The organism is Streptomyces sp. NPDC046379 (assembly GCF_055587785.1).
Genome location: NZ_JBVJFP010000006.1, coordinates 159,866 through 174,518 on the forward strand (window position 1 = coordinate 159,866; position 14,653 = coordinate 174,518).

Annotated in this window: 11 protein-coding genes; 3 read left to right on the plus strand and 8 right to left on the minus strand. The window is 72.8% G+C overall.

All coding sequences use genetic code 11. From position 1 onward, the window contains the following. Positions 1 to 143: 143 nt before the first annotated feature. The 6 genes from gap to uvrC all read right to left on the minus strand — a co-directional run bounded on the left by gap (position 144) and on the right by uvrC (position 10,076). Positions 144 to 1,151 (minus strand): type I glyceraldehyde-3-phosphate dehydrogenase, encoded by a 1,008-nt coding sequence (gene gap, locus ACZ6KF_RS13405; RefSeq protein WP_356635556.1) that lies wholly within the window; start codon positions 1,149 to 1,151, stop codon positions 144 to 146. 168 nt (positions 1,152 to 1,319) lie between these two features. After that, positions 1,320 to 4,274, minus strand: a complete 2,955-nt coding sequence (locus tag ACZ6KF_RS13410; RefSeq protein WP_469159797.1) for a M14 family metallopeptidase — start codon at positions 4,272 to 4,274, stop codon at positions 1,320 to 1,322. 285 nt (positions 4,275 to 4,559) lie between these two features. After that, on the minus strand, positions 4,560 to 5,549 hold the full coding sequence (gene whiA, locus ACZ6KF_RS13415; RefSeq protein WP_356635552.1) for a DNA-binding protein WhiA: 990 nt from the start codon (positions 5,547 to 5,549) through the stop codon (positions 4,560 to 4,562). After that, positions 5,540 to 6,607: a gluconeogenesis factor YvcK family protein gene (locus ACZ6KF_RS13420; RefSeq protein ID WP_356635550.1), complete on the minus strand. Its 1,068-nt coding sequence runs from the start codon at positions 6,605 to 6,607 to the stop codon at positions 5,540 to 5,542. The genes whiA and ACZ6KF_RS13420 overlap by 10 nt, the downstream gene beginning before the upstream one ends. After that, positions 6,604 to 7,503: an RNase adapter RapZ gene (rapZ, locus tag ACZ6KF_RS13425; protein WP_356635631.1), complete on the minus strand. Its 900-nt coding sequence runs from the start codon at positions 7,501 to 7,503 to the stop codon at positions 6,604 to 6,606. Before rapZ ends, ACZ6KF_RS13420 begins: the two co-directional genes overlap by 4 nt. A gap of 488 nt (positions 7,504 to 7,991) precedes the next feature. After that, positions 7,992 to 10,076, minus strand: a complete 2,085-nt coding sequence (gene uvrC / locus ACZ6KF_RS13430; protein WP_469238479.1) for an excinuclease ABC subunit UvrC — start codon at positions 10,074 to 10,076, stop codon at positions 7,992 to 7,994. A gap of 220 nt (positions 10,077 to 10,296) precedes the next feature. Between uvrC and ACZ6KF_RS13435 the strand changes: the two genes are divergently transcribed. After that, entirely contained in the window at positions 10,297 to 11,244 is a 948-nt protein-coding gene (locus ACZ6KF_RS13435) for a hypothetical protein (protein WP_356635546.1), read from the plus strand. Between the two features lie 112 nt (positions 11,245 to 11,356). Here ACZ6KF_RS13435 and ACZ6KF_RS13440 read toward each other — a convergent pair whose 3' ends face one another. Next, positions 11,357 to 11,779 carry a Rieske (2Fe-2S) protein gene (locus tag ACZ6KF_RS13440; protein WP_356635544.1) on the minus strand — a complete coding sequence of 141 codons (423 nt, stop codon included), beginning with the start codon at positions 11,777 to 11,779 and terminating at the stop codon, positions 11,357 to 11,359. Positions 11,780 to 11,901: 122 nt separating this feature from the next. Between ACZ6KF_RS13440 and ACZ6KF_RS13445 the strand changes: the two genes are divergently transcribed. Next, positions 11,902 to 12,822, plus strand: coding sequence for a carbohydrate kinase family protein (locus tag ACZ6KF_RS13445; protein ID WP_356635542.1), 921 nt, complete (start codon positions 11,902 to 11,904; stop codon positions 12,820 to 12,822). 251 nt (positions 12,823 to 13,073) lie between these two features. On the opposite strand, the gene ACZ6KF_RS13450 is transcribed toward ACZ6KF_RS13445, so the two are convergent. Beyond that, positions 13,074 to 13,955: a helix-turn-helix domain-containing protein gene (locus ACZ6KF_RS13450; protein ID WP_356635540.1), complete on the minus strand. Its 882-nt coding sequence runs from the start codon at positions 13,953 to 13,955 to the stop codon at positions 13,074 to 13,076. Between the two features lie 101 nt (positions 13,956 to 14,056). On the opposite strand from ACZ6KF_RS13450, the gene ACZ6KF_RS13455 reads away from it, so the two are divergent. Further along, positions 14,057 to 14,632, plus strand: a complete 576-nt coding sequence (locus ACZ6KF_RS13455) for a YceI family protein (protein WP_469159795.1) — start codon at positions 14,057 to 14,059, stop codon at positions 14,630 to 14,632. The last annotated feature ends 21 nt before the right edge of the window (positions 14,633 to 14,653 follow it).

The following is a 14,653-nucleotide window of genomic DNA, read 5'->3' on the forward strand; positions in this document are numbered from 1 at the left end:
GGGACTCCTGTGTGGCTCGTGATCGCTCGTGATCGGAAGTGATGGATCCGTTGCGGGCCGATCCGTACGCGAGTCAGGGCTCGGACGGCGCGCGCCGCGCCGCCCGAGCCCTGCTCTCACACCGAAGTGCCCGCTTCAGCCGATCAGAGCTGGTTGCCGACGAATTCCGTCAGGTCGACAAGGCGGTTGGAGTAGCCCCACTCGTTGTCGTACCAGCCGATGACCTTCACGTTCTTGCCCTCCTGGACCATGGTCAGAGAGGAGTCGAAGGTGCAGGACGCCGGGGCGTTGACGATGTCGGAGGAGACGATCGGGTCCTCGGTGTACTCGAGGATGCCCTTCAGCTCGCCCTCGGCGGCCTTCTGGAAGGCGGCGTTGACCTCTTCCTTGGTGACCTCGCGGCCGAGTTCCAGGACCAGGTCGGTGACCGAGCCGGTGGGGACCGGGACGCGCATCGCGATGCCGTCGAGCTTGCCCTTGAGCTGCGGCAGGACCAGCGCGGTCGCCTTGGCGGCGCCCGTGGTGGTCGGGATGATGTTCTCGGCGGCGGCGCGGGCGCGGCGCAGGTCCTTGTGCGGGAAGTCCAGGATCCGCTGGTCGTTGGTGTACGCGTGCACCGTGGTCATCAGGCCCCGGACGATGCCGAAGTTCTCGTCCAGGATCTTCGCCATCGGCGCCACACAGTTGGTGGTGCAGGAGGCGTTGGAGATGACGTGGTGGTTCGCCGGGTCGTACTTGTCCTGGTTGACGCCCATCACGATGGTGATGTCCTCGTCGGAGGCCGGAGCCGAGATGAGGACCTTCTTGGCGCCGCCGGCCAGGTGCTTCTCGGCGTCCGCCTTCTTCGTGAAGATGCCGGTCGACTCGATGACGATGTCGACGCCCAGCTCGCCCCACGGGATGTCGGCGGGGTTGCGCTCGGAGAGGACCTTGATGGTGTGGCCGTCGACGGTGATCGTGTCGGCGGTGTGCGACACCTCGGCCTTGAGGCGGCCCAGGATGGTGTCGTACTTGAGCAGGTGCGCGGTGGTCGCGGTGTCACCCAGGTCGTTGACAGCCACGATCTCGATGTCTGCACCCTGCTCCAGCAGCGCGCGGAAGTAGTTACGACCGATGCGGCCAAAGCCGTTGATGCCTACGCGGATCGTCACGAACCGATCTCCTCGTTGGTACGCCGGTTGTGAGACCGGCGAGCTGTATGGGATGTCCCCGACCGCCTACGACCCTACCTCCCTGAGGGCCCCGGGGTGACATCGAGACGCCCATACAAGGCGGGGTGGCCCGTACCCGCGAGTAGGGGTACGGGCCACCCGCCCGGATCAGCTCTCAAGTGCCGTGAGAGCCCTTCGGATGAGCGCTTCACGGCTCGTCTCGGAGGCCACGTGCTCCAGGCCGAAGCCCAGCAGCACGGTGTCGTCCGTGGCGACCGCCCCGTAGGTCCGGAACAGCTCGCCGGCCAGGCCCCAGTCCTTGATGACCGCGGGGCTGCCCGCGGGCGGACCGGGCGTGCTCCACGCGCCGAGAGACGTCTCGAAACCGTCGGCCGGGCCCGCCGCGCCGCCGATGACGACGGTGGCGTTGTCGGCCAGGACGCCGTGGCCGCCGGAGCCGGGGTCGGTGATGTAGCTCAGCGCGACCTCGACCGTCTTCCCGGCGTACGCCGACAGGTCGAACTCGACCTGCTGCCAGCCGTCCGAGGCCCCGGTGAAGCTGTTCCACGCCCCGCTCGTGCCGGTCGGCGTGCAGCCGGCGTCGCCCGGGGTGAGGTAGCGCTTCAGCGCGGGGTGCGCCTGGATGAAGTAGCCGGCCTCGCACTCGGCCGGTACGGCGGTGCCGGTCGCGCCGCCCGCCTCCGGGAGCGTGGTCCAGTCGTCCGCGCCCGCGGTGTGCGCCTCCAGTACGGCGTGGTCGTAGCCCTCCTCGGTGTCCCACAGCAGCCGGGTGCGCAGGGTGGGCCGGTCGGCCGCGCTCACGCCGGTGAGGTCGATGGTGCGGGTCAGCCGGTTCCAGGCGTAGTCGGAGTGCGTGACCGCCGCCATGGAGTCGCCCTCGTAGGGGCCGTACGGGTTCACCGTGCCCGGGTACCGGCCCGCGCCCGCGCTCTCGAACTGCGGGAACGTCTCCACCGGCAGGGTGTCGGAGGTGACGCCGAAGGACCCGGCCGTGTTCAGCGGGTTGCCGGGCGCGTCGCCGAGCGGCGCGACGACGCCGTCCAGCGCCCCGACGCCGTCGAAGCCGGTGACGCCCGGGAGGGACGTGCGGCTGTGGGCGCCCAGGTAGTACTGGCTGAAGTCGTTCGACAGGGTGCCGTCGCCGAGGTCGACCGAGCCGCCGGCCGTCTCGCCCGCCTCGATCAGCTTGCCGCCCTCGTTCAGGTAGGCGCGCAGCTCCATCTGAGTGGCGTTGCCGGGGCGCACGGCGCCCGTGTAGTGGACGACCGTGCCGAAGTGCTTCAGGACGCCGAGCGCGTCGGGCGCGCCCTTCTCGGCGACGTCCCACACCAGCGCCCGGTGACCGTTCGCGCGCAGCGCGTCGACGTAGGTCTGCGCGTGGGTCGCGCTCTGGCCCTCCTCGGCGACGACGAGCACGTCGGCGCGCCGCCGCTCGGCCACCGTGTAGGTGAAGCTCTCGCTGCGGGTGGGCCTGCCCTCGCGGGTCTCGCCGCTGAACCACACCTCGACCTCGTCGCCGGGCGAGCCGTCGAGGACCTTGGCACGGTACTCGTCGAAGTACAGGTTGTCCTCGCCGCCGAAGGTCTCGCCGCCGCGCCAGGGCCGCAGGGCCACGTCGTGGACGCGCCCGCCGTTGACGCGGTACTTCAGCTCCTTGTCGCGCACCGACTTGCGCACGACGACGGAGACCTCCTGGTCGGCGCCGCGCGAGTAGGAGGTGGTGAAGGGCGCCGGGGTGAAGTCGGGGGCCTCCACGCCGACCGAGGACTTGGGCCGGTCGGGCCGGGCCGCCGACTCGGCGACGGACAGCGCGAACGGGACGTTCTTCTCGAACTCGTCCTGGATCAGCTTCTCGTCGTCCGGGAAGTTGAAGCCGGAGGCGCAGTCCGCGGCGTTCCAGGGGTCGTCCGGGTAGAGGTTGGAGATCGTCTGGCAGGTCGACATCTCGGGCGTGAACATCGCCGTGCCGTTGACGTTGGCCGCGTGGCCGTCCGCCTCGCCGTTGGTGGTGTACAGCTCGGAGGAGAGCTGCGGGAGGTAGCCGGGGATGGCGGAGTTGCCGGGGGTGCCGGCGAGGGACTTGTAGAGCACGTCGTCCGGGGTGTGCGTCGCGACCTGCCAGCCGACGCCGTACAGCAGCAGCTCGGCGGCGGAGTGGTAGTTGATGCCGAGTTCGAAGCCGATGCGCTTCTGGAGGGCGTCCAGGGCTTTGGTCTCGGGCTCGGAGTTCGGGCCGGGGCCGCGGTAGGTCTGGTTGGTGGGGTACGGGGAGGAGCCCTCGTCGTCGTAGCCCCACTTGTAGGCGAAGTTGCGGTTGAGGTCGACGCCGTCCCCGATGGTGTACGCGCCGTCGCCGTTGTTGTCGCGCATGTTCTTGCGCCACAGCCGGTCGCCGTCGGCGGCGTGCGTGAAGTCGTAGCCGTCGGGGTTGGCGGAGATGACGAACCACAGCTCGGTGGTGTCCACGATCCGCTTGATGCGCCGGTCGGTCCGGTAGTTGTCCAGGTAGTGGTGCATCAGCCGGCGGGTCATCTCCGGCGTGATCCACTCGCGCGCGTGCTGGTTGGACAGGTACAGCACCGAGGGCCTGGCGCCGTCCTTGGTCTTCCTGGCGTTCTTGGTGAGCTTGACGGCCAGGATGTCCTGCCCCCGGACGGTCTTGCCGATGGAGACGACCTTGGTGAGGGACGGATGCTCCTGCCCCGTCCGCAGGATCTCCTCCTTGAGGTTGCCGGGCCCGCTGTACGGCCGGAAGACCCCGTCCGCCGCGGCCTCGACGCGGGCCTCGGCGCGCGCGGAGAGGGTGTGCTCGGCGAGCTCGACGCCCTGCTCGCGCAGTTGCTCGGCCTGCTTGTCGGTGAGGAAGGCCTCGACGGTGGCGGTGCCCTTCTCGGGGACGCGCTCGCTGAGTTCGTGGCCGTCCTGTCCGGCGGCGAGCAGCAGGGGTACCTGCCGCTTCGTCACCTCGGCGCGGAAGACCTTGACTTCCTCGGCCTCGGCCTCGGCCGGGTTCGAGGGCTGTGCCTGGGCGATGGGTGCGGTGCCCGCTCCTGCGAGGAGGAGCGCGCCGACAGCGAGGATCAATCCCGCTCTGTGTCTCATGTACCCCCCTGGTACTGGTTCGCCACAGCGGCGAATAGGTGCCAGGCTCATGACACTTCTTGATCGAGTCAAGAGTGCGACGGGAACGGGGGACGCCGGGGCCGATCGCCCAAGGGGGCGTCGGCTCCGGCGGTTTGACGGGGTGTCGGGGTTCGCCGACGAGGTCGGCCGACGGCGAGGCGGGTCGCCCGGTGAGGCCGGCCGGGCCGGCCGGTCGGGCCGGCGGTTCGGCCGGTCGGCGGTCGGACGGCGAGTTCGGCAGCGGTCGGCCCGTGAGGGCCGGAGTCAGCCCGCGAGGTTGTCGGCGAGTTCCTCGCTGAGGTTGGCCTCGGTGCCGGGGATGCCGAGGTCGGCGGCGCGCTTGTCGGCCATGGCCAGCAGTCTGCGGATGCGGCCGGCGACGGCGTCCTTGGTCAGCGGCGGGTCGGCGAGGGCGCCCAGCTCCTCCAGGGAGGCCTGCTTGTGCTCCATGCGCAGCCGGCCGGCGGCGGCGAGGTGCTCGGGCACGTCGTCGCCGAGGATCTCCAGCGCGCGGGCGACGCGGGCGCCGGCGGCGACGGCCGCGCGGGCGGAGCGGCGCAGGTTGGCGTCGTCGAAGTTGGCGAGCCGGTTGGCGGTGGCGCGGACCTCGCGGCGCATCCGGCGCTCCTCCCAGGCCAGCACCGACTCGTGGGCGCCGAGCCGGGTGAGCAGCGCGCCGATCGCGTCGCCGTCGCGGACGACCACCCGGTCCACGCCGCGCACCTCGCGGGCCTTCGCCGCGATGGACAGCCGACGGGCGGCGCCGACGAGGGCGAGGGCGGCCTCGGGGCCGGGGCAGGTCACCTCCAGGGAGGAGGAGCGGCCGGGCTCGGTGAGCGAGCCGTGGGCCAGGAAGGCGCCGCGCCAGGCCGCCTCGGCGTCGCAGGTGGCCCCGGAGACCACCTGCGGGGGCAGACCCCGGATGGGGCGTCCGCGACCGTCCACGAGGCCGGTCTGCCGGGCCAGCTGGTCGCCGCCCGCTACCACCCGGACGACGTAGCGCGAGCTGCGGCGCAGCCCGCCGGGCGCCATCACGATCAGTTCCGAGCTGTGGCCGAAGATCTCCAGGATGTCCCGCTTGAGGCGGCGGGCCGCCATCGCGGTGTCCAGCTCCGCCTCGATCACGATGCGCCCGCTGACCAGGTGGAGGCCGCCGGCGAACCGCAGAATGGCGGAGACCTCCGCCTTCCTGCAGCAGGTCCGGGTGACGGGGAGCCGGGAGATCTCGTCCTTCACCGCTGCCGTCATCGCCATGGGCCGATCCTTCCATGCATCCGAAAAATACGGTCGTACGCGGCGGCCAAGAGCTCCGGGTCGTGCCGCGGGGTTCCGTCGGTACGGGCCACCGGGGCCAGCTCGACCGCGGCCCCCAGACGCCGGGCGGCGTCGGTCAGCGAGTCGCGGTCGGGCACGGCCGCCTCGTCGGCCAGCACCACGTCCAGGGCGAGTTTAGGGGCGTGTCGTCCCAAAACCTCCACATGACGCTGCGGGGAGAAGCCCTCGGTTTCTCCCGGCTGCGGGGCGAGGTTCAGGGAGAGGACCCGGCGGGCCTTGGTCTCGGTGAGGGCGTCCAGCAGCTCGGGCACGAGCAGATGCGGGATCACCGAGGAGAACCAGGAGCCGGGGCCGAGCACCACCCAGTCGGCGTCCAGGACGGCCTCGACGGCCTCGGGGACGGCGGGAGGGGCGCCCGGCACCAGGTGCACGGACTGCACCTCGCCCGGGGTGAGGGCGACGTTGGCCTGGCCGCGGACGGTGTCGACGGCGTCGGGCCGCTCGGGGTCGTGCCCCCTGACCAGGGCCTGGAGCTCCAGCGGCACGGCCGACATGGGCAGCACCCTGCCCTGCGCGCCGAGCAGCCTGCCGACCAGGTCGAGGGCCTGGACATGGTCGCCGAGCTGTTCCCACAGGGCGACGATCAGCAGGTTGCCGACCGCGTGGCCGTGCATCTCGCCGCCGGACTGGAAGCGGTGCTGGATGACGCGGGCCCAGGTCTGGCCCCAGTCGTCGTCCCCGCACAGCGCGGCCAGGGCCTTGCGCAGGTCGCCGGGCGGCAGCACCCCCAGCTCGTCGCGGAGCCGGCCGCTGGAGCCGCCGTCGTCGGCGACGGTGACGACGGCGGTGAGGTCGCCGGTGATCCGGCGCAGCGCGGCGAGCGAGGCGGACAGGCCCATGCCGCCGCCGAGGGCGACGACCTTGGGCTGGGCGCCCCGGCGGCGCGCCCGGCCCCCGCGGGGCTCGGCGGGCCGGCCGCCGCGCCCCTCGGGGACGGCCCGGCGCAGCCTGCTGAGCCGCAACGTACGTTTGGTCATTCGCGTCCCATGTCCCGGTGCACGACCACCGTCTCCACGCCCTCGGCCGCGAGGCGCGCGGCGAGCTTCTCCGACATCGCGACCGAGCGGTGCTTGCCGCCGGTGCAGCCGACGGCGACGGTCACGTACCGCTTGCCCTCACGGCGGTAGCCGGCGGCGATGAGCTGGAGCAGCTCGGAGTAGCGGTCGAGGAACTCCTTGGCGCCGGGCTGGTTGAAGACGTACCCGGACACCTCCTCGTTGAGGCCGGTGAAGGGGCGCAGCTCCGGGACCCAGTGCGGGTTGGGCAGGAAGCGGCAGTCCACGACGAGGTCGGCGTCGACCGGGAGGCCGTACTTGTAGCCGAACGACATCACGGTGGCCCGCAGCTCGGGCTCCTCCTCGCCGGCGAACTGGGCGTTCATCTTGGCGCGCAGTTCGTGCACGTTGAGGCTGGAGGTGTCGATCACCAGGTCGGCGTCGCCGCGCAGCTCGCGCAGCAGCTCGCGCTCGGCGGCGATGCCGTCCACGATGCGGCCGTCGCCCTGGAGGGGGTGGGGGCGGCGCACCGACTCGAAACGGCGGACCAGGGCATCGTCGGAGGACTCCAGGAAAACGATCCTCCGGGTGACGTTCCTGGCCTCCAGGTCGGCGAGGGACTCGCGCAGGTTGTCGAAGAACCGGCGGCCCCGCACGTCGACCACGACGGCGATCCGCGCGACGTTGCCCTGCGAGCGGGCGCCCAGCTCCACCATGGTGGGGATCAGGGCGGGCGGCAGGTTGTCCACGACGAACCAGCCGAGGTCCTCCAGACACTTGGCGGCCGTGGACCGCCCCGCCCCGGACATCCCCGAGATGATCACCAGCTCGGGGATCGCGGCCTCGGGCACCCCGCCCGCCTCACCAGCCGTACTCATCTGCTCTCCGTCCACCTGTCCCGCGTCCTGCACTCCGTCACCGGGCAGCCCGGCGTCCTGCCCGCCCGCGTCCTGCGCGGTCGCGCCGTGGGCGGTCGCACCCTGCTCGGTCGGCCGGGCCGAGGCCGGGTCGGCAACCTCCGATCCGGCAGCCCCCTCCCGGGCCGGGCCCTGTGCCGTCGGCCGGGCCGCGGCCAGTCCAGCAGCCCTCGATCCCGCAGCCCCCGATCCGGCAGCATTCGATCCGGCAGCATTGGATCCGGCCGGAGCCGGCCGGGCCGGGTCCTGCCCGGCCGGGCCGGGCCCGTCGGCGGCCCGAGCGGCGGCCATGGGCCGCCCGTCGTCGTCCGGCCGCTCCGCGGCCCGGTCGGCGGACGGCCGGTCGTCCGCCGGGCGTGGACCCGCGGCCCCGGACGTCGGCCCCCCGGTTCCGGCCGCCGCCTCGTGGGTCGGGTTGCGTTCCGCAGCGGGCTGCGTCTCGTGCTCGGTCATGTCTCCTGCCCCCGTCGCTCGTCCGGGGCGCCCGCGGTCACGGGCTCCCCCGAGGGGCCCGCCGTCGTTTCGGGCTCCTCGTCCTCAATGATCTCTCCGGTAGCCGTGTTCACGGCGGGTGCGGCCGGGGCCGCCCGGGCGAACGCCACGGCGATGGCTTCCGCCGTCTTGCGGCCTATGCCGGGAACCTCGCAGATCTGGTCGATTGTCGCGGACCGCAGCTTCTTCACCGAACCGAAATGCTTGATCAACGCCTGTTTGCGCGTGTCGCCGAGCCCGGGCACCTCGTCGAGCGGGCCGGACTTGAAGCGCTGGGAGCGCTTGGCGCGCTGGTAGGTGATCGCGAACCGGTGGGCCTCGTCACGGACGCGCTGGAGCAGGTAGAGGCCCTCGCTGGTGCGGGGCAGGACCACGGGGTCGTCGTCGTCCGGCAGCCAGACCTCCTCCAGCCGCTTGGCCAGCCCGCACACGGCGATGTCGTCGATGCCCAGCTCGTCCAGTGCCCGCCGCGCCGCCGCGACCTGTGGCCTGCCGCCGTCCACGACGACGAGCTGCGGCGGATAGGCGAAGCGCTTGGGGCGGCCGTCGTCCTCGGTGAGGGTGTTCTCGACGGCGGCCGGCAGGTCGCCGCCGGCGCCGGCGGCGACGGTCTCCTCCCCGTCGGTCCACTCGCCCGTGCGCTCCTTCTCCGCCAGATAGCGACGGAAGCGGCGCGTGATCACCTCGTGCATGGACCGGACGTCGTCCTGCCCCCGAAAGCCCTTGATCTGGAAGCGCCGGTACTCGCTCTTGCGCTGGAGGCCGTCTTCGAAGACGACCATCGACGCCACCACGTCGTCGCCCTGGAGGTGGGAGACGTCGAAGCACTCGATGCGCAGCGGGGCGCTGTCCAGGCCGAGCGCGTCGGCGATCTCCTCCAGCGCGCGCGAACGCGTGGTCAGGTCGGAGGCGCGCTTGGTCTTGTGCAGCGCGAGCGACTGCTGGGCGTTGCGCTGCACCGTCTCCATCAGCGCCTTCTTGTCCCCGCGCTGCGGAATGCGCAGCGAGACGTTCGCCCCCCGCCGCCCGGTCAGCCACTCCTGCACCGGCTCGACCGGATCGGGCAGCGCGGGGACCAGCACCTCCTTGGGGACGGCGTCGCCGGTCTCCTCGCCGTACAGCTGCTGGAGGGCGTGCTCGACCAGGGCGCCGGTGGTGATCTCCTCCACCTTGTCGGTGATCCAGCCGCGCTGGCCGCGCACGCGTCCGCCGCGGACGTGGAAGATCTGCACGGCCGCCTCCAGTTCGTCCTCGGCGACCGCGATCAGGTCGGCGTCGGTGGCGTCGGCGAGCACGACGGCGTTCTTCTCCATCGCCTTCTTCAGGGCCCCGATGTCGTCGCGCAGCCGCGCCGCCCGCTCGTACTCCAGTTCCTCGGCGGCCTGGGCCATCTGCCGCTCAAGGCGGCGCAGATAGGTCCCGGTGCGGCCGGCCATGAAGTCGCAGAACTCCTCCGCGAGGTCGCGGTGGTCCTCGGCGGAGATCTTGTCGACGCAGGGGGCGGAGCACTTGCCGATGTAGCCGAGCAGACAGGGGCGGCCGGTGCGGGCGGCGTTCTTGAAGACGCCGGCCGAGCAGGTGCGCACCGGGAAGACCCGCAGCAGCAGGTCGACGGTGTCGCGGATGGCCCACGCGTGCCCGTAGGGCCCGAAGTAGCGCACGCCCTTCTTCTTGTGCCCGCGCATGACCTGCACGCGCGGGAACTCCTCGCCCATCGTGACGGCGAGGTAGGGGTAGCTCTTGTCGTCGCGGTACTTGACGTTGAACCGCGGGTCGTACTCCTTGATCCAGGAGTACTCCAGCTGGAGCGCCTCGACCTCCGTGGACACCACCGTCCACTCCACGGACGCGGCCGTGGTGACCATGGTGCGCGTGCGCGGGTGCAGGCCCGCCAGGTCCTGGAAGTAGTTGGCCAGGCGCTGGCGCAGGCTCTTCGCCTTCCCGACGTAGATCACCCGGCGGTGCTCGTCACGGAACCTGTACACCCCGGGGGAGTCCGGGATCTCACCCGGCCTGGGGCGGTAGCTGGAGGGGTCGGCCATGTCTCACACCCTACTGGCGGGTGCCGACACCGCGGTGGGGCCGCGGTTCGGCGCCAGGTGTTGTCGAGCCATGGTCGACACGCTTCAATGCGGTGGAACTCGGGACCGTGCACGGCGACGCGCGACACGACGGGGCGCCGGCGCCGGTGGGAGGTGGGCCCGAGGACCCGCGTCGACCGGCCCGACCAGCCGGTGAACCGTCACAGAGAGGCCGCCTCACATGCCGCACGCCACACAGCACGCGGACGCCGCCGCGGCGGAACTGGACACCGCCCTGCGGGGCGGCCCGTTCCATGTCGCGCTGCGCGCCGCGATCGCCGCCCGCGGCCTGCCGTTGCAGCGCGTGCAGCACCATCTGTCGCGGTACGGCGTGAAGGTCGGCGTCACCAGTTTGAGCTACTGGCAGCAGGGCGCCCGCCGGCCGCAGCGCCCGGAGTCGCTGCGGGCCGTTCGGGCACTGGAGGAGATACTCCAGCTGCCCGAGGAGTCGCTGATCCGGCTGCTCGCGGAGGCCGACGAGGAGACGGTCGTCCGGCACCCGGGCACCCGCTCCTACCGCTCCCGGGTGGAGGCCTCCGACGTTCTGGAACGGCTGCTGGCCGAGCTGGACGCGCCGCTCGACGGCGGCCTGCACATGCTCGGCCACCATGAACAGGTGCGCATCGGGGCGCGCCGGGAGCTTGTGGGGCGTGAGTCGCACCACATCGTGCGCGCCCACCGGGACGGGGTGGACCGTTTCGTGGCCGTGCACCACGGCGACCCGGGCTGCGCCCCGGACAGGATGGCGGTGCTGGCCCTGGAGAACTGCCGCACGGGACGCGTCCGGCGGCACCGGGAGACCGGCGTCGTCGTCGCCGAGCTGATGTTCGACACGCGGCTGCGGGCGGGCGACACGTTCCTCTTCCGCTACGGCGTCGAGGACGGAACGGCCGGCGTGTCACGCGAGTACGTGCGCGGTTTCGGCCCCGCCGGCGGCCAGTACGCCCTTCAGGTCCGCTTCGACGCACAGGCCCTCCCGGTGCGCTGCCACCGCTTCACCCAGCACTCTACGGCGGCCCCCCGCAGCGGCCGCCAGGAGCTGCCGCTCACCGGCCGCCACCGCTCGGTGCACATCGTGGAGCCGCGGGTGCGCTCGGGGATCGTGGGCATCGCCTGGGAGTGGGAGTGAGCGCAGGGGCCGACCGGGCTTCTGCAGTCAGCGCAGGGGTCACGGGCCTCGGCAGTCAGCGCAAGGGGCCACGGCCTCGTCGGTCGGCGCAGGGCCGACGGGACCTCGGGGGTCAGGCTGCCGGGCCCGCGACGATCCTGCCGTTCTCGGCCCGGACCGGGAGTTCCTTCAGCGGCACCGTCGCCGGGCGGTGCAGCACCTCGCCGGTCAGGGCGTCGAACTCACTTCCGTGACACGGGCAGATCAGTTTCGTGCCCTCCAGCTTGTTGATGGGGCACGCCGCGTGCGTGCAGACCGAGCTGTACGCGCGCAGGGAGCCGTCCTCGGTGCGGCCGACCACCACGTTGTGATCGCGGTACAGCACCGCGCCGCCCTCGGCGACCTCGCTCTCCTCGCCGAGGTCGACCGGCGCCGTGGGCAGGGCCGCCGTACGGCTCTCGCCCGGGGAGCAGGCGGCGAGGCCGAGACCGGCGGCCGGTACGAGGGCCGCGGTGCGCAGGACGGTACGGCGGCTCGCGGAGGGACGGGCGGGCATGACGGGCTCCAGGGATCGCGGGGCGGTGCACGGTGACGATAGCGGGGGGCGGCCGGTGGCCCGGCAGGCGGGTTTCTGCTACGAGTGACCCGACCAACGCCCCATGACGTAAGGAACCCTTCGTGATCGTCGTCGCCGGTGAGGCCCTGATCGACCTGGTACCGGAGGCTCCGGACGCCCTCGCGCCGCTGCGGCCGGCGCTCGGGGGCGGCCCGTACAACACCGCCGTCGCCCTGGGCCGGCTCGGTTCCCCGACCGCCTTCTGCTCCCGCACCTCCCGCGACGCCTTCGGCGAGACCCTGCTCGACGGGCTGCGCAAGGCGGGGGTGGACGTCTCCGCGGTGCAGCGCGGAGACGAGCCGACCACCCTCGCGGTGGCCACGATCGACGCCGGCGGCTCGGCCGGGTACTCGTTCTACGTCGACGGCACCGCCGACCGCCTGTTCGCCGCCCCGGACCGGCTGCCGCCCGGCACGCGCGCGGTGTCCTTCGGGACCTGCTCGCTGGTGCTGGAGCCGGGCGCGAGCGCGTACGAGGACCTGATGCGGCGCGCCGCCGCGCAGGGCGTCTTCACGGCGCTCGATCCCAACGTGCGCGCGGGCCTGATCCCCGACGCGGACGCCTACCGGGCCCGGTTCGAGGGCTGGCTGCCGTCCGTCGCGCTGCTCAAGCTCTCCGAGGAGGACGCGCACTGGCTGGGCGGCGCCCCGCGCGAGTGGCTCGCGGCCGGTCCGTCGGCCGTCGTGATCACCCGGGGCGGCGACGGGCTGACGGTGTTCACGCGGGACGGCTCGGAGCACTCGGTGCCGGGCGAGCGGGTCGACGTGGTGGACACCATCGGCGCCGGCGACACGGTGAACGCGGCCCTGCTGCACGGCCTGTCCACCTGGGACGCCCTCTCCCCCGAGGCCCTCGCCTCCCTCGGCGCGGACGGCTGGACGCGGCTGCTGCGGTTCGCGGCGCGGGCGGCGGCGGTCACCTGTTCCCGGGCCGGCGCGGAGCCGCCGTACGCCTCGGAGGTGGGCGAGCTGGGCCGGCCGTAGAGGGCGGGGCGGCGGTCGGCCGACGGGCAGGACCGCCAGTCGGCCGCAGACGGACAAGGCGGTCGGCCGGCCGCAGACGGACAGGAAGGTCGGCCGTCAGTCGCCGGCAGACGGACGAGGCGGCCGGCCGTCAGTCGCCGGCAGACGGACGAGGCGGCCGGCCGTCAGTCGCCGGCAGACGGACGAGGCGGTCGGCCGTCGGTCGCCGGCAGACGGACGAGGCGGTCGGCCCGCCGCCGACGGACAAGGCGTCAGCCGACCGCGGAAGAGCTGGGCGGTCGGCCGCCCACGGCGCGCAGCGCGCCCGGTCTGCGGCCGTTGAGCCGGTCCAGCGCGGTGGCCGTGGCCTCGTCCGCCGGGAGATGGACGACCAGCCGCTGGCCTTCGTCCGGCAGCGCGAGTATCTCGTACGACAGTCGCAGCAGCCCCGCCTCGGGATGCTCCACGACGTCGGTGCCGAACCGGGCGGGCAGCGTGGGCACGGCCGCGAGCCGCTCGCTGAACGCTCCCCCCGCGGTGACCGTCAGCTCCTCCGCGAGGGTGACGAGATGCGGGTCGTGCAGGGCTGCCTCGTGGCGCAGATGGGCGATCTGCTCGTCCACGAGCCGGTCCCAGGCCGGAAAGGCGGCGCGGGCCCGGTCGTCGGTGAACAGATAGCGCAGGATGTTCGGCTGCCGTCCGTCGAGCAGGCCGAGGGGGCGGGCGAGCCGTTCGTAGCCGTCGGTGTGGGCGACGACGTCGCCGATCCAGTTGAGCAGCACGGCCGGTGTCGGCTCCAGCCGGTCGAGCAGAGCCCGCACGGTCGGACGGACCGTGCGTAAGGGCGGGGTCGCCGCGGCGCACAGCGCCTTGTCGCCGCCGTGCGCCTTGGCGAGGCGGTGCAGCAGGATCCGGTCGGGCACGGACAGCCGCAGGGCGTCGCCGAGGGCGCCCAGGACCTGGGCGGAGGGGTTGCGGTCGCGGCCCTGTTCCAGCCGGGTGAGGTACTCGACGCTGATGCCGGCGAGCGTGGCCAGTTCGGCGCGGCGCAGGCCGGGGGTGCGACGGCGGGGGCCGGTGGGGAGCCCGGCCTCGGCCGGAGTGACGGCCTCGCGTCGCATCCGCAGAAAGGCGCCCAGCTCGTTGTCGCTCACGCCCCCGAACGTACCGCGCGGACCGCTGCGGAGGGTGGCCCTGTCACTACCACTCTCCGCCCGGTCTCCCTGCCGTGCGCGAACGACGTCAGAGTGGCGGCATGACGAACAACGACACCGCTTCCCCCACCGTCTCCCCCCTTCCGCTCCGGTCCGGCGACTGGGAGCTCGACCCCCTGCACTCGGCCGTCAACTTCACCATCCGCCACCTGGGGATCTCCAAGGTCCGGGGACGGTTCTCCGAGGTGCGGGCGGGGCTGCGGGTCGGGGACACCCTCGACGACGTCGAGGTGACCGCCGAGATCGCGCTGGCCTCCATCGACACCGGCAACCCCGACCGGGACGCGCACACCCGCAGTGCCGATCTGCTCGACGTGGAGAAGCGCCCGACGATGACGTTCCGCTCGACCCGGATCACCGGCGGCGGCGAGGACTGGACGATGGAAGGGGAGCTGACCATCGGGGAGGTGACCCGTCCGGTCACGCTCGCCGTGGAGTTCGGCGGGGTCGTGGGGACCCCCGCGGACGGGCGCAACCACGCCGGGTTCGAGGCGACGGGCGAGATCCGGCGCAGCGACTTCGGGCTGGACTTCGGGGCCGGGCTGCTGGGCGACGCGGTCAAGATCCAGCTGGACATGCAGTTCGTGGAGCCCCGCGCGGAGTCCGCCGAGGGCTGAGCGACCGCGGGTATATAGCCG

Excerpts from the sequence above, each read along its gene's own strand:
- whiA (WP_356635552.1), bottom strand. The coding sequence starts at position 5,549 with ATGGCGATGACGGCAGCGGTGAAGGACGAGATCTCCCGGCTCCCCGTC.
- ACZ6KF_RS13410 (WP_469159797.1), bottom strand. The coding sequence starts at position 4,274 with ATGAGACACAGAGCGGGATTGATCCTCGCTGTCGGCGCGCTCCTCCTC.
- ACZ6KF_RS13455 (WP_469159795.1), top strand. The coding sequence starts at position 14,057 with ATGACGAACAACGACACCGCTTCCCCCACCGTCTCCCCCCTTCCGCTC.
- ACZ6KF_RS13420 (WP_356635550.1), bottom strand. The coding sequence starts at position 6,607 with ATGACCAAACGTACGTTGCGGCTCAGCAGGCTGCGCCGGGCCGTCCCC.
- uvrC (WP_469238479.1), bottom strand. The coding sequence starts at position 10,076 with ATGGCCGACCCCTCCAGCTACCGCCCCAGGCCGGGTGAGATCCCGGAC.
- rapZ (WP_356635631.1), bottom strand. The coding sequence starts at position 7,503 with ATGAGTACGGCTGGTGAGGCGGGCGGGGTGCCCGAGGCCGCGATCCCC.
- ACZ6KF_RS13435 (WP_356635546.1), top strand. The coding sequence starts at position 10,297 with ATGCCGCACGCCACACAGCACGCGGACGCCGCCGCGGCGGAACTGGAC.
- ACZ6KF_RS13440 (WP_356635544.1), bottom strand. The coding sequence starts at position 11,779 with ATGCCCGCCCGTCCCTCCGCGAGCCGCCGTACCGTCCTGCGCACCGCG.